General features: G+C 64.7%; 22 protein-coding genes. 11 read left to right on the top strand and 11 right to left on the bottom strand.

Annotated features, from left to right (window positions below):
• Window positions 1-135 precede the first annotated feature (135 nt).
• Window positions 136-1,713: a hypothetical protein gene (locus EV663_RS01930; RefSeq protein ID WP_132950066.1), complete on the bottom strand. Its 1,578-nt coding sequence runs from the start codon at window positions 1,711-1,713 to the stop codon at window positions 136-138.
• A 197-nt stretch (window positions 1,714-1,910) separates the two neighbouring features.
• On the opposite strand from EV663_RS01930, the gene EV663_RS01925 reads away from it, so the two are divergent.
• Both EV663_RS01925 and EV663_RS01920 read left to right on the top strand, forming a co-directional pair.
• Window positions 1,911-2,924, top strand: a complete 1,014-nt coding sequence (locus tag EV663_RS01925; RefSeq protein ID WP_132950065.1) for an SDR family NAD(P)-dependent oxidoreductase — start codon at window positions 1,911-1,913, stop codon at window positions 2,922-2,924.
• Between the two features lie 128 nt (window positions 2,925-3,052).
• Complete coding sequence (locus EV663_RS01920) at window positions 3,053-3,397, top strand: acyl-CoA thioesterase (RefSeq protein WP_132950407.1); 345 nt, start codon at window positions 3,053-3,055, stop codon at window positions 3,395-3,397.
• A 77-nt stretch (window positions 3,398-3,474) separates the two neighbouring features.
• Here EV663_RS01920 and EV663_RS01915 read toward each other — a convergent pair whose 3' ends face one another.
• A complete protein-coding gene (locus EV663_RS01915) occupies window positions 3,475-3,717 on the bottom strand; it encodes an Lrp/AsnC ligand binding domain-containing protein (RefSeq protein ID WP_132950064.1) in 243 nt (80 codons plus the stop codon).
• A gap of 129 nt (window positions 3,718-3,846) precedes the next feature.
• Here EV663_RS01915 and hisB point away from each other — a divergent pair, with 129 nt between their 5' ends.
• On the top strand, window positions 3,847-4,434 hold the full coding sequence (hisB, locus tag EV663_RS01910) for an imidazoleglycerol-phosphate dehydratase HisB (RefSeq protein ID WP_132950063.1): 588 nt from the start codon (window positions 3,847-3,849) through the stop codon (window positions 4,432-4,434).
• A 4-nt stretch (window positions 4,435-4,438) separates the two neighbouring features.
• Complete coding sequence (gene hisH, locus EV663_RS01905) at window positions 4,439-5,077, top strand: imidazole glycerol phosphate synthase subunit HisH (RefSeq protein ID WP_132950062.1); 639 nt, start codon at window positions 4,439-4,441, stop codon at window positions 5,075-5,077.
• Between the two features lie 82 nt (window positions 5,078-5,159).
• On the opposite strand, the gene EV663_RS01900 is transcribed toward hisH, so the two are convergent.
• Entirely contained in the window at window positions 5,160-6,203 is a 1,044-nt protein-coding gene (locus EV663_RS01900; protein ID WP_132950061.1) for an aldo/keto reductase, read from the bottom strand.
• Window positions 6,204-6,416: 213 nt separating this feature from the next.
• On the opposite strand from EV663_RS01900, the gene EV663_RS01895 reads away from it, so the two are divergent.
• Complete coding sequence (locus EV663_RS01895) at window positions 6,417-6,941, top strand: peptidoglycan-binding domain-containing protein (RefSeq protein WP_132950060.1); 525 nt, start codon at window positions 6,417-6,419, stop codon at window positions 6,939-6,941.
• 125 nt (window positions 6,942-7,066) lie between these two features.
• On the opposite strand, the gene EV663_RS01890 is transcribed toward EV663_RS01895, so the two are convergent.
• From EV663_RS01890 to rpiA, 6 genes are all read right to left on the bottom strand, one after another.
• Complete coding sequence (locus tag EV663_RS01890; RefSeq protein WP_132950406.1) at window positions 7,067-8,461, bottom strand: Do family serine endopeptidase; 1,395 nt, start codon at window positions 8,459-8,461, stop codon at window positions 7,067-7,069.
• Between the two features lie 208 nt (window positions 8,462-8,669).
• A complete protein-coding gene (locus EV663_RS01885; RefSeq protein ID WP_132950059.1) occupies window positions 8,670-8,864 on the bottom strand; it encodes a DUF2065 domain-containing protein in 195 nt (64 codons plus the stop codon).
• Between the two features lie 7 nt (window positions 8,865-8,871).
• A complete protein-coding gene (gene hflC, locus EV663_RS01880; protein ID WP_132950405.1) occupies window positions 8,872-9,759 on the bottom strand; it encodes a protease modulator HflC in 888 nt (295 codons plus the stop codon).
• A 2-nt stretch (window positions 9,760-9,761) separates the two neighbouring features.
• Window positions 9,762-10,886: an FtsH protease activity modulator HflK gene (gene hflK / locus EV663_RS01875; RefSeq protein ID WP_132950058.1), complete on the bottom strand. Its 1,125-nt coding sequence runs from the start codon at window positions 10,884-10,886 to the stop codon at window positions 9,762-9,764.
• Between the two features lie 80 nt (window positions 10,887-10,966).
• Complete coding sequence (gor, locus tag EV663_RS01870; RefSeq protein ID WP_132950057.1) at window positions 10,967-12,322, bottom strand: glutathione-disulfide reductase; 1,356 nt, start codon at window positions 12,320-12,322, stop codon at window positions 10,967-10,969.
• A 15-nt stretch (window positions 12,323-12,337) separates the two neighbouring features.
• Window positions 12,338-13,120: a ribose-5-phosphate isomerase RpiA gene (gene rpiA / locus EV663_RS01865; RefSeq protein ID WP_132950056.1), complete on the bottom strand. Its 783-nt coding sequence runs from the start codon at window positions 13,118-13,120 to the stop codon at window positions 12,338-12,340.
• Between the two features lie 178 nt (window positions 13,121-13,298).
• On the opposite strand from rpiA, the gene EV663_RS01860 reads away from it, so the two are divergent.
• A complete protein-coding gene (locus tag EV663_RS01860; RefSeq protein WP_132950055.1) occupies window positions 13,299-14,675 on the top strand; it encodes an L-serine ammonia-lyase in 1,377 nt (458 codons plus the stop codon).
• Between the two features lie 304 nt (window positions 14,676-14,979).
• Here the strand turns inward: EV663_RS01860 and EV663_RS01855 are convergent, their stop codons facing one another.
• Window positions 14,980-15,219: an accessory factor UbiK family protein gene (locus EV663_RS01855; RefSeq protein WP_132950054.1), complete on the bottom strand. Its 240-nt coding sequence runs from the start codon at window positions 15,217-15,219 to the stop codon at window positions 14,980-14,982.
• A gap of 99 nt (window positions 15,220-15,318) precedes the next feature.
• Between EV663_RS01855 and lgt the strand changes: the two genes are divergently transcribed.
• From lgt to EV663_RS01835, 4 genes are all read left to right on the top strand, one after another.
• The gene (gene lgt, locus EV663_RS01850) at window positions 15,319-16,218 is read left to right on the top strand and encodes a prolipoprotein diacylglyceryl transferase (protein WP_132950053.1); all 900 of its coding nucleotides are present in this window, start codon (window positions 15,319-15,321) and stop codon (window positions 16,216-16,218) included.
• A complete protein-coding gene (locus EV663_RS01845; RefSeq protein WP_132950052.1) occupies window positions 16,215-17,279 on the top strand; it encodes a class I SAM-dependent methyltransferase in 1,065 nt (354 codons plus the stop codon). The genes lgt and EV663_RS01845 overlap by 4 nt, the downstream gene beginning before the upstream one ends.
• Window positions 17,276-18,031: a peptidoglycan editing factor PgeF gene (pgeF, locus tag EV663_RS01840; protein ID WP_132950051.1), complete on the top strand. Its 756-nt coding sequence runs from the start codon at window positions 17,276-17,278 to the stop codon at window positions 18,029-18,031. Before EV663_RS01845 ends, pgeF begins: the two co-directional genes overlap by 4 nt.
• A gap of 586 nt (window positions 18,032-18,617) precedes the next feature.
• Window positions 18,618-19,409 (top strand): Hint domain-containing protein, encoded by a 792-nt coding sequence (locus tag EV663_RS01835; protein ID WP_132950050.1) that lies wholly within the window; start codon window positions 18,618-18,620, stop codon window positions 19,407-19,409.
• A 3-nt stretch (window positions 19,410-19,412) separates the two neighbouring features.
• Here the strand turns inward: EV663_RS01835 and EV663_RS01830 are convergent, their stop codons facing one another.
• The gene (locus EV663_RS01830; RefSeq protein ID WP_132950049.1) at window positions 19,413-19,913 is read right to left on the bottom strand and encodes an Lrp/AsnC family transcriptional regulator; all 501 of its coding nucleotides are present in this window, start codon (window positions 19,911-19,913) and stop codon (window positions 19,413-19,415) included.
• A gap of 186 nt (window positions 19,914-20,099) precedes the next feature.
• On the opposite strand from EV663_RS01830, the gene trxB reads away from it, so the two are divergent.
• Window positions 20,100-21,044: a thioredoxin-disulfide reductase gene (trxB, locus tag EV663_RS01825; RefSeq protein WP_132950048.1), complete on the top strand. Its 945-nt coding sequence runs from the start codon at window positions 20,100-20,102 to the stop codon at window positions 21,042-21,044.
• The last annotated feature ends 34 nt before the right edge of the window (window positions 21,045-21,078 follow it).

Genomic DNA, 21,078 nt, shown 5'->3' with positions numbered 1-21,078 from the left:
CCGCAAAACAGGCGCGAAAGTCAATGAACTTCCGCGCCGGATCTTGATATGACGCTTGATCCTTGTGGGGTTGCGCCCACTCGACGCTGCCTTGTGACAGATCGCCGGACGTTTTCCCCGACCCGGTCCGCTGTGCTAGCGATAAAGCGACGCGATCAACCGCTCTGGTGCGGGGATCGGTCCCTCGTCCGACAAAATCGCACCATAGGCCGGATCGGCCAGCAACGCCCCCAGCGACACGGCGCGGCCATCAACGAAGGCCGTATCGCTTACCAGCCGCACGCCGTGGCTGTAATCGGCGTAAAGCGCACCATGCACGGTCGAAAGCGGTTGAATCGGTCGCCCGTTCGGACGATGCCAGCCATAGATCGCCACCCGCCCGGGAGTGCGGCGCAACCGATTGGTCAGCACCAGGTCCTTTTTCTGGCCGGCGACAAGTTGGCCCGCGCGCCCGCCGGTCTGCCCCTCGACGGTTTGGTGATGCTGCCAGAAATAACTGGTCGAGGTCATCTGCGCGCCCGGGGTCATCGGGCGAGGGTCAAGCCGCAGACCGGCCTGCGCGTAGATGGCGTCGACCATACGCGTGGTGGGCAGCAGGAAACCGAACCGGTCGGCAATCTGCGCGGCGGCGGGCAGACCCATCGGCACGCGCAGGAAATCCGTATCCCGGCCAAGTGCCAGGTAATCGGGGGTGACGCAGATCGTGACATTGGCCCCGCGGCCATCGGGCATGCGGCCCGACACGGTCACGGGTGTCAAATTGCGCAGGAAACCAGGCATGTTGCCCGACAACAACTCTTGCGCGATCAGCCGGTCACGGTCGACGCCTTGCAGGGACCGCATCCGCTCGGCAAGGGCACTGCCGCCGGCAGCCCCGCGCGGGCGTTGCGGAATACCGCGGGCCAGCCGGACCGAACATGCCGCCGCGGTCTTGCCGCGCGGTGCCGCATCGGTGGGGTGCCCCGCGACAGGACCGCGAGGCATGGCGGCCATCGCGACACGCTGAACCGCGATCTCGGGCCGGGCATTGGGCCGGATCGCGGCGGCAGGCCGCGACATTGCCGAGGCGGCGTGACTAGGCACTGACATCACGGTCGCGGTCATACCCTCGGGACGCGCAGTGGGGCGCGGCGGCTTGGTAACCGGCAACGCGAGCGCGACGTAATCCAGAGGCCGCGCAGCGGGACGCAATACGTCGGCCGGGGTTTCGATACGGCTTGGCGCCACGGCGCCAGGCCGTGCCTGTGGACGCAGGCGCGCCACCGCGTTATTCTCGGGGCGAGGCGGCGGGACGGCGGCCGGTCGACCAGTGATCAGCCGCAGGCCATGGGGCATGAACGAGCGGTCCACGTCGTAGCGATAGAGAGCCGTCAACTGCGGCGCGGCGCCCGGCGCCTCGGCACGGGGCAATTGCGATCGCGCGACCGGGTCCTCTGCGCCGATCCGGTAGGTCCCCGGCAACGGCTGTGGCGCATTGGCAAAGCCGCCCGCGGGCGAGAGGTCGACAATGGCGACGGGGGCAAGTTCAGCGCCCGTGTTCACGGGTGACAGCACCGACACCCCCGCCACGCCAAGCGCCGCGATCGCGAGCGCCGCCAATCCCGACGGATGCGATGCCCGGCGCAGGCACGATGCCGCGATACCACGCACCAAGGATAGCCGGCGCACCGGATGGGCCGCACGCGGCCAGAAACGTTTATTTTCATTGATCATGGCCGTGTCCCTTAGCTGCATCGTCCTGATCCGGCAAGCTGCGGCAAACTCCTTGCCATCCCGTGAACGCCCGCACTGGCGGAAAGTCGCGCATCCCCCCGCCGGATCGGCGGCTACGCGCCCACCCGCGCGGGGCTTGCGCTGAGCGGGCGCGCCGCTACTGTGCCGCGCACGCGCCACCACCGACAGGAGACGGCATGAAACGCGCCTTCATCACGGGGACTGCCGGGTTCATCGGCTTTCACCTTGCCGAGCTTTTGCTGCGCGAGGGCTGGGAGGTGCATGGCTATGACGGGATGACGGATTATTACGACATCCGCCTAAAACAACGCCGCCATGCGCATTTGGCCAGGTCGTCGCGCTTTGTCGCGACCGAGGCGCGGCTTGAGACGGCAGAAACACTGGCCAGCGCTGTTGATCGCGCCCGGCCCGACGTCATTGTCCACCTCGCCGCGCAGGCCGGCGTGCGCTATTCGATCGAGAACCCGCGCGCCTATGTCGATGCCAATATCGTTGGCACCTTCAACCTGATGGAGGCGGCGCTGGCCGCCCGCCCGGCGCATCTGCTGCTGGCGTCGACCAGTTCGGTTTACGGCGCCAATACCGAGATGCCCTATGCCGAGACGCACAAGGCCGACACGCAGATGTCGTTCTATGCCGCCACCAAGAAGGCGAACGAGGCGATGGGCCATGCCTGGGCGCATATCCACGGCCTGCCCACCACCATGTTCCGGTTCTTTACCGTCTACGGCCCCTGGGGACGGCCGGACATGGCGCTGTTCAAGTTCACGGCCGCAATCCTGGAGGGTCGACCCATAGACGTCTACAATCACGGACAGATGTGGCGTGATTTCACCTATGTCACCGACCTGGTGCGCGGCATCCGCCTGCTGATCGACGCTGTGCCGGGCGGGCCGGAGACGGGCGTTGAGGGCGACAGCCTGTCACCCGTTGCACCCTTTCGCATCGTCAATATCGGCAATTCCACCAAGATCCGGCTGGAGGATTTCATCGACGCGATCGAGGCCGCCACCGGGCGGGCCGCGATCCGCAACTACATGGACATGCAGCAAGGCGACGTGCCCGCGACCTGGGCCGATTGCACGCTGTTGCAGCGCCTGACCGGCTATCGTCCAGAAACCGATCTGAAAGATGGCGTGGCGCGGTTCGTGGACTGGTACCGGGCCGAATATGCGGACGCACCCGCCTGATCGCTCGGGGCCCTGTTGGCGGCCCCGCATCGAAAGGCTATAGGGCACCGGCCCAACGAACCCAAAAGGAGGCCCAAGTGCCCGAACTGACCCCCGAGAAAGGTGAACCCGTCATCCGCACCATCGCCATGCCCGCCGATACCAATCCTGCGGGCGATATATTTGGTGGCTGGCTGATGTCGCAGATGGACCTTGCCGCGGGCAACGTGGCGGCGCGCGTCTCGCGTGGCCGGGCGGCAACCATCGCCGTGGACGAAATGGAATTTCACAAGCCCGTCCAGGTCGGCGACGAAGTTTCGCTTTATGCCAGGGTTCTGAAAATAGGCCGCAGTTCAATGCGTATCGAGGTGCGCGCCTGGCACCGCCCACGTTGCCAGGAATGGACCGAGCAGGTCACGCGCGGCGTGTTCACCTTCGTGGCCATCGATGAAAACGGCAAACCGCGCCCGGTTCCCCGCCAAGACGAGGCCTAGGATAAAGACGACGGATGCGCATGCCAGGCGTTCGGGTCATCCGGCCTGCGCAGCGCGCCCTCGTCAGTATTCAGTTCTCAGCAGAACGCCCTGAATGTCAGTGTCGTCAGCGACCGTTCGATCCCGGGTATGTCCAGGAGACAATCGTTGATGTACTTTCCGATATCCTGATCCTCGGGGATATACAGCTTGAGCAAGAGGTCGAATTCGCCACTGGTCGAGTAAAGCTCTGAATGGATCTCGCGCAGGACGATATCCTCGGCCACCTCGTAGGTCTTGCCCGGGCGGCAGCGCAGTTGCACGAAGACGCAGGTGGTCATTGGACAGCTCCTCTTGTGGGTCGCGCCAAACCTAGGCGCCCGGCCCGCCCCCGGCAAGCCGCAAAACCCCGCTTGGAGCGCGCCGCCCATGGGTGTAAGGACGCAAGGCATCACTGACAGGAGGCCCCCATGCGGACGACGAAGATCGCGCGCAAGACGGCAGAGACCGACATCTCGGTCGAGTTGAACCTCGATGGCACCGGCGCCTACGAGATGGCCACCGGCGTTGGCTTTTTCGACCACATGCTGGACCAGTTGGCGCGCCATTCGCTGATCGACATGAATATCCGCTGCGCGGGCGATACCCATATCGACGACCACCACAGCGTCGAGGATGTCGGCATCGCGCTGGGCCAGGCACTGGCGCAGGCGCTGGGCGACAAGCGCGGCATCCGCCGTTACGGGGCATGCCTGTTGCCAATGGACGACGCACTTTTACGCTGTGCGCTGGACCTGTCGGGGCGGCCCTACCTGGTGTGGAACGTGGATTTCCCGACGGCAAAGATCGGCAGCTTTGACACCGAGCTGGTGCGCGAGTTCTTCCAGGCGCTGGCGACCCATGGCGGCATCACCTTGCATGTCGATTGCCTGCACGGCGTCAACAGCCACCATATCGCCGAGGCTGCGTTCAAGGCCGTCGCAAGGTCACTGCGCGAGGCAGTGGAAACCGACCCGCGAAAGGCCGATGCAATCCCATCGACCAAGGGGGCGTTGTAGTATCATGCTGACCGCGATCGTCGATTACGAATCCGGCAACCTGCACTCGGCCCAAAAGGCGTTTGAACGCGTCGCACGCGAACAGGGCGCGGGCGAGGTGATCGTCACCGCCGACCCCGATACCGTGCGCCGCTGCGACCGTGTCGTTCTGCCGGGCGACGGGGCCTTTCCGGCCTGCCGCCGGGCGCTGTTCGATCACTCCGGCCTGTTCGAGGCGATCGAGGAAACGGTGATCGGGCAGGGCCGACCCTTCATGGGGATCTGCATAGGGATGCAGATGATGGCCTCGCGCGGGCTGGAATACGAACAGACGCCGGGATTCGACTGGATCGGGGGCGAAGTTGTGCGCATTGCCCCCGCCGACACCTCGCTGAAGGTGCCCCACATGGGCTGGAACGATCTGGTAATCGACGGTCCACACCCGGTGCTGGAGGGCATCTCCACGGGCGATCACGCCTATTTCGTACATTCCTATCACTTCCGCGTGGCCGATTCCGCGCATCTGTTGGCCCATTGCGACTATGGCGGGCCGGTCACCGCGATCGTGGGGCGCGACAACATGCTCGGCACCCAGTTTCACCCCGAAAAGAGCCAGGCTACCGGGCTGCGCCTGATCGCCAATTTCCTAACCTGGCGACCCTGAGCCCCCCCCGAGGCCAGGCCCGGTTACAGGCCGGCGGGCCCGCCGATGACATGCGGGCCAAGGGGGAACGGGGCTGCGCGCCTCAGAAGGGCATGGGATGGGCGCGGTGAACGGCCGCAATATCGGCCATAACCTCGTCGGACAATAAAAGCCCCCCTGCACCCAGAACCGTGGCAAGTTGCGCCGTCGAGGTTGCCCCGATAATCGGGATCACCGGGAATGGCCGCTGCGCGACGAAGGCAATCGCCATCTGAACCGGGTCAAGCCCATGCCGGTTTGCCACCCCCATATAGCCCGAAACCGCTTCCCAGACATGGGGTGAGATCCTTCCGTTGAGGTCGGGCTGACGCGTGCGCCGCGTGCCCTCGGGCGTGACATCGCCCGCGTATTTTCCCGATAACAGGCCCGCGGCCAGTGGCGACCAGGCCAGAAGGGTCACGCCCTCGTTTACCCCAAGTTCGGCAAGGTCCAAGTCGTAAAGTCGGCACAAAAGCGAATATTCGTTCTGGATCGACTGGGCACGCGGCAGGCCCTGTTCCTCGGCCAGGCGCAGCCATTGCGCCATACCCCATGCGGTTTCATTCGAAAGGCCGAAATGGCAGATCTTGCCCTCTTGCACGAGCGCCTGAAGGGTTTCGAGACATTCGGCCATATGGGCCAGGGTCTGGGCACGGTTCTGCCCCGAGGGATCATAGCTCCACTGTTTGCGGAAATGGTAGGAACCACGATTGGGCCAATGGAACTGGTAAAGATCGATATAGTCGGTGTTCAGTCTCCGCAGCGACGCCTCGACCGCGGCGCGGATCGACGCCGGGTGAATACCATCCCCACCGCGCACGAAACCGCCATTCTCGCCGGTGATCTTGGTCGCCAGTATCCAATCGGCCCGCTTGCCGGTCCTGGCAAACCATTGGCCGATGATTTCCTCCGTGCGGCCCACGGTTTCAGCCGTGACCGGGGCGACCGGATACATTTCGGCCGTATCCATGAAATTGACGCCATGATCGAGCGCCATGTCGATCTGCGCATGGCCTTCCTCGGCTGTGTTCTGACTGCCCCAGGTCATCGTGCCAAGGCACAGCATCGAAACTTCGAGGCCGCTCTGGCCCAGCGTGACTTTGCGCATTCTCTTTCCCCGAATTCCTGATCCCGTAGCAGAGTTAAAGGCTGTGGCGTTCAGGGCAACCCCGGAATGCGACAGGTCCGACGGACCAACGCGACAGGCCCGCATGAAATCCGGCACAGGGCCGGTGCCCCGATCCTTCCACGCGGGCGCGAAAGGGGCTATCCTCACGCTGAAACGGCCGCCGGATAGCTCGCCCATACCGGGACAAACGAAATGATGCCCACACGCCCCCTTCTCGGGCTTGTCATTCTCTGGCTGGCCGCCTGCCAAGCCGGCACCGGCCCGATGCGTTTCGAGACGATGCCGGACAAGGACGTGACCCCCGCCCCCCCTGGCGCCCCGCCGGGCAGTTGCTGGGCGCGTGACATAACCCCGGCGGTTCTGGAAACCGTGACCGAACAGATCATGCTGCAACCACCACAGATCGGCAGCGACGGCAGCGTGCGCAGCCCCGCAATCTACAAGACCGAAACCCAGCAGCGTATCATCCGCGAGCGGCGCGAACTGTGGTTCGAAACCCCCTGCCCGGCGGATATGGACCAAGAGTTCTTGGCGGCATTGCAACGCGCGCTGAAGGTTCGGGGCCTGCATCGCGGGCCGGTGACCGGCCGGATGGACCGCGCCACCCGAAGCGCGATCCGCCGCTACCAGGCCCCCCAGGGGCTGGACAGCGCCACGCTGTCAATGGCTGCCGCGCGCAAACTGGGCCTCGTAGCCTACGCGCGAGAGGGCGACTAGAACGCCCTGGACCCTTTGATTACCCCTCTTCCCAGCACGCAAAGGCGCGACGCGGTCCAAAAGGCGTGGGCGCCAGGAATGACAAGGGCGCCCTCCAGGGGCGCCCTTCACCCGGTACCATCCCCCTAACCGTCCACCGACAGCGCGACGAAGCGCGGTTCGCCTTGGCGGCGCACAAGAAGCAGCAAAGAGCGCCGACCGGCCTCGCGGGCCTCTTCGATCCGCTCATCAAGCTCGGCAATGGTGGTCACCTTGCGTTGGCCCGCCTCGGTAATCAGATCGCCCGCGCGCAGCCCCTTGTCATAGGCCTCTGCGGTTTCGTCGATCTCCGTAACCACCAGCCCCTCGGCACCGGCATCAAGATCGAGCTGGGAACGTAGTTCATCGCTCAGCGGAGCCAGCGTCATACCCATCATCTCGCGCGTTTGCGGGGCCGTATCGGGGCGCGCAGCGGCAGGCACCGCGGCCTCGGCGGTTTCACGGCGGCCCAAGGTCACATTCAGCGTCCGGGTCTTACCGTCGCGGAACACGACCACGGGCACCGATTTGCCGACCGCGGTATTGCCAACCTGGCGCACCAGGCCGCGGGTATCCTCGACATCGCGCCCGTCGAATGTCATGATCACGTCGCCGGTTTCCATCCCTGCCTCGCGGGCAGGGCCGTTGGGCACGTCACTGACCATAGCGCCGCGCGCAACCTCCAGGCCCAGGGCCTCGGCCATCTCGTCACTGACATCCTGTATACGCACCCCCAACCAGCCGCGCCGGGTCTCGCCGAATTGCTTGAGCTGATCCACCACGCTGGTCACCACGGTGGACGACATTGCGAATCCGATCCCGATAGAGCCGCCATTTGGCGACAGGATGGCGGTATTCACGCCGACGACTTGCCCCTCCATGTTGAACAGAGGCCCACCTGAATTACCACGATTGATCGCGGCATCGGTCTGGATGTAGTCGTCGTAACTACCCGAAAGCGCGCGGCCACGGGCCGAAACGATCCCGGCCGAAACCGAGAATCCCTGCCCCAAGGGATTGCCCATCGCCATCACCCAGTCGCCCACCCGCATCAGGTCGGAATCGCCGAACGGGACAAAGGCCAGTGGCGCGTCGCTGGTCACCTTCAAAAGCGCAATATCGGTGGTGGGATCGGTGCCGACCACCTCGGCCTCTAGCGTTTCTCCAGAGAAGAGTTCGACCTCGATCTCGTCTGCCTTTTCGATGACATGGTTGTTCGTGACGATGTAGCCATCGGACGAAATCACGAAACCCGAGCCCAGCGCCTGGCTGCGGCGTGGCGGGCGCTCGCCCTCTGGTGCCATGAAGTCGCGAAAGAAATCTTCGAAGGGCGATCCCTCAGGAACCATCGGGTTGATGCCTGTATGGCCTTCGATGGTGGTCGAGGTGGTGATGTTAACCACCGCCGGGCTGACTTTTTCGGCAAGCTCGGCAAAGCTTTCGGGGGCTGAGCGCGCCAATGCAAGGCTCGCCTGCGCCATCATCAGCACGATCCCCAGCATGAGCGCCAAGACCGGGCGCAATCGTGAACGCCCGTCGTGGGCGGCGATCGAAACAGCCTGGAGTGTCACGGGTCAGATCCTCCTGCTTGGATTTTACTTCGGGCCCGGCGGGCCCGGATTTGCCACGATATGGGGGTGGCACATACCGGTTTGCAACTCAACGTGCGTCGCGGCGCGTCAAGACCGCGTGAAGCCCCGAAGCGGCTTTTCAGGCGCCAAGACTGCGGGCGAGCCAGACCAGCATGGTCCCGAGGGCCACGGCCGTCAGCCCGAGCAGGCGACGGGTATCGGGCGGGATCTGGCGGATCATCTCGACAATGTCATCCAGACGGGAAGGGGCCAGTGCGAACACCAGCCCCTCGACCACCAGAACCAGCCCAAAGGCCAGGATCACATAGGACACAAGCAACCTATTGTGCCGCCGCCGGGCCGTCGGCCTGCTTGAGATAGTCGAAAAATTCGCTGTCAGGCGTCATCACCATCGAGGAATTTCCAGTCATCAGCGCCGCCTCATAGGCCCGAAGCGAGCGATAGAAAGCAAAGAATTCGGGATCGGCACCAAAGGCTTCTGCAAAGACGCGGTTACGTTCTGCATCGGCTTCACCCTGCGTGATCTGTGACTCGCGTTGCGCGTCAGAGACCAGTTCGACCACGGTCCGGTCGGCCAGCGCGCGCACCCGCTGCGCGGCCTCGTTACCGCGGGCGATCTCGTCAGCGGCCTCGCGTTCACGCTCTGCCCGCATCCGGGCAAAGGTCGCCTCGAGGTTCTGCGCGGGCAGGTTGGTCTGTTTCAGTCGAACGTCAACGACATCCAGACCCAGGCTGCGCGCCAGTTCGCGCGACTGGTCGCGGATGCGCGTCATCAGGATGCGCCTATCCTCGGACAAAATGGTATCGGATGTCACCTGGTCGGCGCCCAGCACCTCGCGGATCTGGGCGTTCAGGATCGAGGAAAGACGATCCTCGGCCGCACGCAGCCCCCCGACGCCAACGGCCTGACGGAACTGAACAACGTCGGCGATGCGGAAACGCGCAAAGGCATCGACCACGAGACGGCGATCATCCGACGGGGTGACCTCGATCACGTCGGTATCCAGCGACAGGATGCGGTCGTCATATTTCACGACCTCCTGAATCAGCGGGACCTTGAAGGCGAGCCCCGGCTCTTCCTTGACGGCCTTGATCTGGCCGAATTGCAGCACCAGCGCCTTTTCGCGCTCGTCCACGACAAAGACCGAAGACAGAACGACGATCAGCGCCACGAAGAGGATCGGCAGCAAAAACATAGCCTTGCGCATCATCAGTTCTCCCCTGCCCCGGTCGTTCGCCGCAGCTCGTTCAGCGGCAGGTAAGGCACGACGCCCTGCCCGCCCTCGCCACCGATGATCGTGTTGTCGAGAATGGTCTTGTCCACCTCGCCCATCACCTTTTCCATGGTTTCCAGATAGAGACGCTTGCGCGTGACCTCCGGGGCCTTCTGGTATTCGGCCAAGACCGCACCGAACCGGCTGGCCTCACCAAGGGCCTCGTTCACGACCTGGGCTCGATATCCCTCTGCCTGTTCGATGATCTGCGCGGCCTCGCCTCGGGCCTGGGCCACGACGCGGTTGGCATAGGCATCGGCCTGACGTTGCAAGCGGTCGCGCTCCTGTTCGGCGGCCTGCACCTCACGGAAGCTGTCGATCACCTCGGCAGGCGGGTCGGCCTTGTCGAGGTTGACGCGAACGACGGTAATACCGCTTTCGTATTCGTCCAGCGTCGCCTGGATGCTTTCGCGCGCGGTATCTGCGATGAGGCCGCGGTCGCGGTTGAGGATCGGCGCCAGCGTCGAGGCGGCGATGATCTCGCGCATCACCGATTCCGACACGGCCTGCACTGTCAATTGCGGGTCACGGATGTTGAACAGCACCTTGGCCGGATCGTTGATGTTCCAGACCACCTGGAAATCGATATCGACGATATTGGCGTCCGTGGTCAGCATCAGGCCTCCCTCGATGCTGCCGCGGCGCACGCCGATATTCTCGGTCCGTTCACTGGTGACGTTGATGACCTCGGCGGTGATCACGGGCCAGGGGGCAAAGTTCAGACCCGGCTGGCCCGTGGCGTGATACTTGCCCAGGAACAGTTCGACCGACTGTTCCTCTGGCTTGACCGTGTAGAAGGACGAGAACAGCCAAAGCCCCGAAACCGCAAGCAGACCCAGGGCAATCCCTCCCTTTGTCAGCTTGGGGCCGTTGCCGCCACCGCGACCGCCCTTGCCTCCCATCAGCACGCGAAGCTGTTCCTGCCCGCGGCGCACAAGTTCATCGATCTCGGGGATCTGGGGCGGTTCCTCGCCGGGGCCGCGGCCGCCATTGCCGCCCCCCCGGTTACCACCGCCGCCCTGGCCTCCGCCCCCCCAAGGGCCGCCACTGTTTCCAGCCATCCAGGTCTTACCTCTCGTTGCGTCTGTTTTTCGTTTCAGTTTCGATGTCGTACAACTAACTGGTTGCACGGCGCGGAAATTCAACCCGTGCGCACCGGCGCTTTCATCGTCACCAGTTCCTCGGCCATGGTCGGGTGCACAGCAACCGTGCGGTCGAAATCTTCCTTGGTGGCACCCATCTTGATCGCGATCCCGGCCAGTTGGATCATCTCGCCTGCGCCATCTGCCACGATGTGACAGCCCAGCACCCGGCGGGTTTCGGCGCAAACCACGAGTTTCATCAGCACACGGTCCTCGCGCCCGGCAAAGCCTGTCTGCATCGGACGGAAGGATGCGGCGTAAACTTCGATCGGGCCCTGTTCGCGCGCTGCTTCCTCGCTCAGGCCCACGGTGCCGAATTCCGGTTGGGTAAAGACCGCGCCCGGCACAAGTTCATGATCAGGCTTGGTGGGGTTGCCCTTGAATACCGTCTCGACAAAGGCCGCGCCCTCGCGGATCGCCACAGGGGTCAGGTTGATGCGGTCGGTCACATCGCCCACGGCATAGATCGAGGGAATCGTGGTCTGGGAATAGTCATCCACCAAGACCGCACCGTTGCCGTTCAGCGGCACGCCAAGTTCGGCAAGGCCCAGCCCCTCCGTGTTGGGCACCCGGCCGGTCGCGTAGAGGACCGCATCATAAACCGCGTCATGTCCATCGGTGGAGGTAACCCAAAGCCCTGCCTCGGTCTTTTCGATGCGCTGCACGTTGGTGCCCAGCCGCAGGTCGATACCGTTATCGCACATTGCCCCCGCTATATGGCCCCGCGCCTCTTCATCAAAGCCGCGCAGAATCTGCGCGCCGCGGTAATATTGCGTCACCTCCACGCCCAGACCGTTGAGAATGCAGGCAAACTCGCACGCGATATAGCCGCCGCCCACGATCAGGATCTTGCCGGGCAGCGCGTCCAGCTTGAAGATCTCGTTGGAGGTGATGACATGTTCGGCGCCGGGAAATTCGGGCACGAAGGGCCGCCCGCCGGTCGCCACCAGGATATGTTTCGCCGTCTTCTCGGTTCCGTCCGCCAGGCGCACCGTATGCGGGTCGGCCAGCGTGGCGCGGGCATCGAACAGCTCTACCCCCGCCTTTTGCAGGTTGCTGCGATAGATGCCCTCCAGCCGGGACAGCTCGGCCTCCAGCTTGGCGCGGAACCGGGGCCAGTCGAAACCGCCGGCCGTCACGTCCCAGCCATAGGCGCGCGCATCGTCCATGGCGCCGGAAAAGCCCGAGGCGAAGACCATCAGCTTTTTCGGGACGCAACCGCGGATCACGCAGGTGCCGCCCATCCGGTATTCTTCTGCAAGGCCCACGCGGGCCCCGGTCTCGGCGGCAAGCCGCGCGGCGCGCACGCCGCCCGAGCCGCCGCCGATCACGAACAGATCATAGTCGAAGGACATTACATTCCCTTGCGCTCAAAGATCGGTGAACAGGTTGTCGCTTTCGAGAAAGTCGATCTTTTCCTCCTCGACGGTGCCCGCGTTGATGTCGCGCACCTCGACCCGGCCATCGCCATGACCGACGACGACCACATCGCAGATATCGATGAACAGCCCGTTTTCAACCACGCCGGGGATCTGGTTGATGACCAGCGACAACTGGCGCGGGTTTCCGATCCGTTTCAGATGCAGATCGAGGATATGGTTGCCCTCATCGGTGACGAAGGCCGCATCGCCGTTCATCCGCAGCGTAACGTCGCGGCCCATCACGTCGAGATTGATCAGCGCCTCTTCGATCAGCGCGCGCGAGGTCTGCCAGCCGAACGGAATCACCTCTACGGGCAGCGGAAACGCCCCAAGCGTTCCAACCTCTTTCGCGGTGTCGGCGATCACGATCATCTGGTCGGATGCGGTCGCCACGATCTTTTCCTGCAACAATGCGCCGCCGCCACCCTTGATCAGGTTGAGATCGGCATCGAACTCGTCCGCGCCATCAATGGTCAGGTCCAGCCACTTGGCCTCGTCCAGCGAGATCACCTCGATCCCCACCTGTCGGGCCAGTTCGGCGGTGCGCACCGAGGTCGGCACGCCCTTTATCCTGATACCGTCCTCGCGGACCATCTCGCCCAGGCAGCGCACCATCCAGGCTGCGGTGGAACCGGTCCCAAGACCGACGCGCATACCGTCCTCGACGAAATCCACGGCCCGCTTGGCTGCGGCGAACTTGGCCTTGTCAATTGGGGAAAGCTCTCCGGTCATCGCCCTGTCTCCTCTCTGCGTCCCCGCTTTTATAGGGAAAGAGACACGGGGCTGCGAGGGGCAATTGGCCAGCATCGCCCTCGCCCTGCCCTTCCCATCGCCCAAGCGCCGCAAAGCGTCGCAATCGGGCTGGACAGCGGTCGCAGGCGTGACAAGTTCAGCCCCGAGGAGTCACAACATGTTCCTGTCTGTCTTTGACATCTTCAAGATCGGCATCGGGCCGTCTTCGTCGCACACGATGGGGCCGATGATCGCCGCGGCACGGTTTCTCGACCTGTTGCGCGGCTCGCCCTTCCATGCACACGGGGCGCGCGCCTCGCTGCACGGCTCGCTCGCCTTCACCGGGGTCGGACATGCCACCGACCGGGCGGTGATCCTGGGCCTCGACGGCACCCGGCCCGAGAGCTACGAGGCCGAGGCGGCCGAGGCCGCGCTGGCCCGTATCAGGGCCGAGTGTCAGGTGCGGCCCGAGGGGCTGGGACCGCTTGTCTTCGACCCCACGCGCGATCTGGTCTTCGATTATGACACCCCCCTGCCCGGCCATCCCAATGGCATGACGCTCAGCGCCACCGACGCGCAGGGCGACGTCATCCTGAGCGAGAGCTATTATTCCATCGGGGGCGGTTTCGTGCGCACCGAGGCGGAACTGGCCGCAGGTGACACCCGCACCGAGGCCGGCGCACCGGTCCCCTACCCGTTCCACAGCGCCGCCGAAATGCTGGACATGGCCGCCAGGAACGGCAAGAGCATCGCCCAGTTGAAGCGCGCGAACGAGTTGACCCTGATGGGGCCGGCCGAGCTGGACGCGGGGCTGGCGCGGATCTGGGCCACGATGTCCGATTGCATCGAACGGGGCCTGTCCACCGACGGCATCCTGCCCGGCGGGTTGAACATCCGTCGCCGGGCGCACGCGATCCACGAGGCATTGAAGGCCGAGCGCGGGCTGAACCTGACCGCCCCGCACACGATCAACGATTGGATGAGTGTCTATGCCATGGCGGTGAACGAGGAAAACGCCGCCGGCGGGCGCGTGGTCACCGCGCCCACCAACGGGGCGGCCGGGGTGGTGCCCGCCACGATCCGGTACTGGCTGGACCACGTGCCGGGCGCGGCGCCGTCACGGGTGGGCGAATTCCTGTTGACCGCGGCAGCCATCGGCGGGCTGATCAAGGCCAATGCCTCGATCTCGGGCGCCGAATGCGGCTGTCAGGCCGAGGTCGGATCGGCCGCGGCCATGGCAGCGGCGGGACTGGCCGCGGTGCTGGGCGGCACGCCGGAACAGGTGGAAAACGCCGCCGAGATCGCGCTGGAACACCATCTTGGCATGACCTGCGACCCGGTGAAGGGGCTGGTGCAGGTTCCCTGCATCGAGCGCAACGGGTTGGGCGCGATCAAGGCGGTCTCGGCCGCGTCGCTGTCGCTGCGCGGGGACGGCAAACACTTCATGCCGCTCGACAACTGCATCGAGGCGATGCGCCAGACCGGCGCGGACATGAGCGAGAAATACAAGGAGACCGCACTCGGCGGGCTGGCGGTCAACGTGCCCAATTGCTGAAGCGCCGGGCACGCAACCGCGAAGATGCAAGATCGGATGTCATACCTTGCGTCGTGCTTTCCATCGCACTGGAGCGCCGGGGGCCCTGCCCCCGGACCCCCGGGGTATTGGGGCCAAGAAGAAGGGAACCGCGTGACAATCCTGCCCCGCGCGGGACTTGGGCCTCATGTCCGCGATGCGGCGCCCGGACCCCCGCGGATCTGAATGACACGCAAGGGCATGCGCCGGACAGATCCGGGGGAACGAACGCCATGGGGGCGCGTCACGCGACACGCCCCCGTGAAAAGACCAAGCAGGTCGCGGCCTATTTGCCGTCGAGCGCCCCGATCCGGGCCTTCAGCGCCTCGTTTTCCTCGCGCGCCTTCTGGGCCATTGCACGCACGGCCTCGAATTCCTCGCGGGTCACGAAGTCACGATCGGCCAGCCAGCGGTCCAGCATGCTGCGCATCGCCGTCTCGGCCTCCTCCTTGGCGCCTTGGGCCACGCCCATCGCGTTGGTCATCAGCTTGGACATGTCGTCGAGAAATTTGTTCCGGGTCTGCATCAAGAGCCTCTGGCGTTACATTCCCCCCCTATATGGCCCGCATCAGGCGCAACCTCAAGGTTGACTTCGCCACGTCACAGCGCAGAGAAGGGGTGTATCATGCAGGCTGTTCTGACCTTTCCCGACCTCAGCCCCGAGGTTTTCTCGATCTCGGTGCTTGGCACCGAGCTTGCGCTGCGCTGGTATGCGCTGGCCTACATCGCCGGCCTGCTGCTGGGATGGCGCCTGGTGGTCTTGCTGGTCAAGACCGAGCGGCTGTGGCACGGCGCCCGCCCACCGATGACGCCGGCGCAGGTAGAAGAATTGCTGACCTGGATCGTGCTGGGCGTGATCCTGGGCGGGCGGCTGGGGTTCGTCCTGTTTTACAAACCGGGCCATTATCTTGATCATCCCTGGGAAATCCCGATGTTATGGAAGGGTGGCATGGCATTCCATGGCGGACTTTTGGGGGTGATGATGGCGCTGGTGCTGTTTGCCCGGCGGCATGGAATAGCACTTTTGTCGGCGGCCGATGCGCTGGCGGTGGCCGCACCGATGGGGCTTTTTTTCGGCCGGGTGGCGAATTTCATCAATGCAGAGCTTTGGGGGCGCCCATCCGATTTGCCATGGGCGGTCGTGTTTCCGGGTGAAGTGGCGCAATTCTGCCCCGGCTGGGCGCATGTGCCATGTGCCCGCCATCCCTCGCAGCTTTACGAGGCGCTTCTCGAGGGGTTGGTACTTGGTGCGCTAGTGCTGTGGCTGGCATGGCGGCGGGGCGGGCTGAGGCGGCCGGGGCGGCTGACCGGTGTGTTTTTCACCGGCTACGGGCTTTCCCGCATTCTGGTCGAGTTTTTCCGGCAACCCGATTACCAGTTCATCACGCCGCAAAATCCACTTGGCCTGGCGGTGCACTGGCAAGGTATCGGGCTGACGATGGGGCAGTTGCTGTCGTTGCCGATGGTGGCGCTAGGGCTGGTCTTGCTGGCGGGTTCCGCGATCAAGGCTGGCAAGCGGGCATGACGCCGCTGGCTGCACAGCTTGCCCGCCGGATTGCCGCGGCGGGGCCGATCAGCGTGGCAGAGTTCATGGCAGAGTGCCTGCTCGATCCCGAGTATGGGTATTACACCTGCGAAGAGCCGTTCGGGACGGCTGGCGATTTCACCACCGCGCCCGAGATCAGCCAGATGTTCGGCGAGCTCCTGGGGCTGTGGCTGGCGCAGGTCTGGCTGGACCAAGGTACGCCGTTACCCTTCACCCTGGCCGAGCTCGGGCCTGGCCGAGGCACGCTGATGGCCGATATGCTGAGGGCGACGGGCGGCGTGCCGGGATTTCACGAGGGCGCGGATATTCACCTGGTCGAGATGTCGCCCCGTCTGCGCGCCGCGCAGCGCGACGCACTCGAGGGCCTTGCCGTTACCTGGCACGACCAGCCCGACACCCTGCCGGAGGCACCGCTTTTCGTGATCGCGAATGAGTTCTTCGACGCCCTGCCGGTTCGCCAGTTCCAGCGCGACATTTCCGGGTGGCGCGAGCGCCAGATCGGGCTGGTCGAGGGCGCGCTGTCTTTTGGGCTGTCCGCGCCCGCACCGCTGGGCGCGCTGGCCCATCGCCTGGCCGATACCACCCCCGGCGAAATCGTCGAGACCTGTCAGGGCGCCGCCCCTGTCGTTGCGGCACTGGCCGCGCGCATCCAGAACCATGGCGGCGCGGCGCTGATCTGCGATTACGGCGGCTGGCGTTCACGCGGGGATACGCTTCAGGCCTTGTATCGTCATGCCTTCGATCCGCCGCTGGCCCATCCCGGCCAGGCCGACCTGACCGCCCATGTCGATTTCGAGGCGCTGACCAGGGCCGCGCGGGGCGTGCGGGTCAGCGCGATGACGCCACAGGGGGTATTTCTCGAACGGCTGGGCATCACGGCGCGGGCACAGGCATTGGCGCGCGGGCTGACCGGCGCGGCGCTGGAAAACCACATCGCCGCACATCGCCGCTTGACCCACCCGCAGGAAATGGGAACGCTCTTCAAGATCATCGCGCTCACCCCTCAGACCGCCGCCGCGCCCCCAGGACTGGACCCATGACACTGGAAATCCTCACCTCCGATGCCCTGGCGCCCCTGCGTCACGGGTTCTTTACGCGGCGCGGTGGGGCGTCCTCGGGGATATTCGCGGGGCTCAATTGCGGCGGTGGGTCAACCGACCTGTCCGAAGTGGTCTCGATCAACCGTGGAAGGGTGGCAGGCGCGATGGGTGTGGAGCCCGATCACCTGGTCACGCTGAACCAGGTTCATTCCGCCGAGGCCGTCGTGCTGCACGGACCACCGCGCGACCGGCACGAAGCCGATGCGCTGGTCACCGATTGCCCCGGCCTGGCATTGGCGGTGCTGACCGCCGATTGCCAGCCGGTGCTGTTTGCCGATGCGGCCGCCGGCGTTGTCGGCGCGGCCCATGCCGGGTGGCGCGGGGCAATGAACGGCATCCTGGAGGCAACGCTGGATGCAATGGAATCGCTGGGCGCAACCCGTGCGGGTACGGTGGCGGTCATCGGACCGACGATCAGCCAGAGGGCCTATGAGGTCGGACCCGAGTTCCTGGCCGACTTCATCACGGACGATCCGGCGAATGCTCGCTTTTTCGCCACGGGAAGTGGCGATCGAATGCAGTTCGATCTGCCCGGCTATTCGCTCGCGCGGCTGCGTGACAATGGCGTGGGCCAGGCGGTGTGGACACGGCATTGCACCTATTCCGACCCAGAGCGGTTCTTTTCATACCGCCGCAGCGTCCACGGCGGCGAGGCCGATTACGGGCGCATGATCTCTGCCATCCGGCTTTAGGCGGAAGGGCAAGAAATTGCCCCATTCTGCACGCCCCCCTGCCCTAGACCCGCCCCAAAGCTCGGCCATTCTCTGAGGTGAAGGGGCGGGTCGAGCAGGAAAAAGCCCCCCTAGGCCAGAGCAGAACAAGGAGCGTGACAATGAAAAAGAACAGCCGCTGGATGACCTGGATCATCGCCGAAAGCGCCAAGCCGATGCCCGCCATGCCGTGGGAACGCCGTGCCCGCGGCCGCGGTTACCGCATCCGCGCCGCCGGCTAGGTCGCGGCCCACCCCGCGGGACCGGGCATCCGACCCCACGCCCATACTCACGCGAACACAGCCCCGCCCCGGCGGGGCTTTTGCATACGGGCGCGACCGTAACCGGCAGGGTCACAGCCATGATTCGTATCATCATGAACGGGAAATAAGGCGCGATTGAACCAGGCCACCGAAACAATCCCGAACCGAACCGGGCGATTGCCGGGCGGCCAGCGGCAAAAGCGCGGCGAATTTTGACACACCGCGGCAAGTACGGCACTGTGGAGTCGTCTCTCTGCAATCGGTGGGGGCCACCGCAGATGTGACAGACCGCAAGGACTGATCGCATGGAAACCCTCGACCGACACGCCACCGGCCTGGCGGTGCAGAACATGGCCCCCGCGGCCAGTATGACGTGGACCGCTCGACCGGAACGGCGACCTCGGCGCAACCTGCCTCTGATGCGCAAATACGAGGTCGCCGGCCTGACGGCCACCGGGACCGTCGTCACCCTCACCCATATCGCACCGGCCATGCCGCATCTTGACGAGGTCGTTTCCGCCTTTGCCCATGGCACGCTGATCGAAACACCCTCGGGGCCAATAGCCATCGAGGACCTGAGACCCGGACAGATGCTGCGCACATCGGATGCAGGGGCGCAGCGGTTGCTCTGGGTAGGGTCCACGGTGCTGGCAGCCGCCCCCGAATCGGAGGCCGCGCCGCCGGTCACCCGTATAACCGCAGATTGTCTCGGCCCGGGACGGCCGATATCCGACCTGGTACTGGGGCCACGCGCGCGGCTCGTGGTCCGTCATCCCGGCTGCCGCGCGCTTTGCGGCAGCGATGCCGCCCTCGTTCCGGCCAGCGCCCTGACCGACGGGACGACCCTGATCGCGCTCCGCCCGACCTGGCCGGTGCGGCTCTATCATCTAGGACTTGCTCGCCAGTACATCTTGCTGGCCAACGGGGTAGAAGTCGAAAGCTATCACCCCGGCGAGAACGCGCTGGAACTGCTGGAACCGGGCACTCGCCAAGCATTCCTAGCCCTCTTCCCGCACCTGCGGGGAAGGGCCGCCTTCGGAGAAGCGGCCTTGCCACGCTTGACCACGTTCGAGTTCGAAACGCTTAGCTCTGCCTGAAACTCAGGCCAGGCGGCCCAACCGTTCCTCGAGAACATCGAAGGGGACGCCCGGTTCATCCTTGGCGCAACGGATGACCAGCGAGGTCTTGACGCTGGCCACGTTCTCAACCGCGGTCAGTTCCTCGGTCAGGAAACTCTGAAAGGTGGACAGGTCTGGGGCCACGCATTTGAGGATGAAGTCGACCTCGCCATTCAGCATGTGACACTCGCGCACCAACGGCCAGGCACGACAACGCGCCTCGAAAGCCTTGAGATCCGCCTCGGCCTGGCTTTGCAAACCGACCATGGCAAAGACCTGAACCTCGAAACCCAGTTCGCGGACATCGACATCGGCATGGTAACCGCGGATATATCCCGCATCTTCCAGCGTGCGCACACGACGCAGGCAGGGCGGCGCCGAGATACCGACGCGGCGGGCCAGTTCGACATTTGTCATCCGGCCATCCGTCTGCAACTCGGCCAGAATCTTGCGGTCGATGGCATCAAGTCTGCTGCCCGACATCCCTGCTCCTTGTCGATTTTTCGGGATCATATGCCCGCCATCCCCACTGCGCAATATTGTTTCACGGCCACGCAAGATATTTAAACGGCCACGCACAAGCGGGCCGCGACGAAACGGCACGCGAGGGGTTACGCACGCGCCTACCGCCCTCTATATCGGGCGCAAGAATTTCCCAAGGAGGCACAGATGAGCGAGACTCGGCATTGCAAGGTTCTGATCATCGGCTCGGGTCCGGCGGGCTATACCGCCGCCGTCTACGCCAGCCGTGCGATGCTGGAACCGGTGCTGATCCAGGGCTTGCAGCCCGGCGGGCAACTGACCATCACCACCGAGGTCGAGAATTGGCCAGGCGAGGCTGAAATCCAGGGCCCCGAGCTGATGCAGAAGATGGAGGCCCATGCCCGCGCAATGGGCGCCGAGATCGTGTCGGACTACATCGCACGGCTGGACCTGTCCAAACGTCCCTTTACCGCCGAGGCCGATAGCGGCACGACCTATACTTGCGATGCGCTGATCCTGGCGACCGGCGCCCAGGCCAAATGGCTCGGCCTGCCCTCCGAAGAAAAATTCAAGGGCTTCGGCGTTTCGGCCTGCGCCACCTGCGACGGGTTCTTCTATCGCGGCCAAGAGGTCGTGGTGGTCGGCGGCGGCAATGCTGCGGTCGAAGAGGCGCTGTTCCTGACCAATTTCGCCTCCAAGGTGACGCTGATCCACCGTCGCGACCAATTGCGTGCCGAAAAGGTACTGCAGCAGCGGCTGTTCAAGAACCCCAAGGTAGAAATCGTCTGGAACCACGCCATCGACGAAATCCTCGGCACCGAAAACCCGCCGGGAGTAGAAGCCGTGCGCATCGCGCATGTCGAAAGCGGAAAAACGCGGGAGATCCCCTGCAAGGGCTTTTTCGTCGCCATCGGTCACGCGCCGGCCTCTGAACTGGTTCGCGACCAGCTTGAAACGCATATGGGCGGCTACGTCGTGACACAGCCCGATTCCACCGCCACAACGATTGCGGGTGTCTTTGCCGCGGGCGACCTGACCGACCACAAGTACCGCCAGGCTGTCACCTCGGCGGGCATGGGCTGCATGGCCGCGCTCGAGGCCGAGCGGTTCCTCGCCGAACAAGGGGCCTGATGCCAAGAGGCCATGCGTCTTTTTCGTCGCAGCT

It is taken from the genome of Rhodovulum bhavnagarense, from assembly GCF_004343505.1.
In the GTDB taxonomy this organism is placed as follows: domain Bacteria; phylum Pseudomonadota; class Alphaproteobacteria; order Rhodobacterales; family Rhodobacteraceae; genus Rhodovulum; species Rhodovulum bhavnagarense.
Note: the sequence above shows the minus strand (reverse complement) of the source record. Positions and strands in the feature narration are given on the sequence as shown.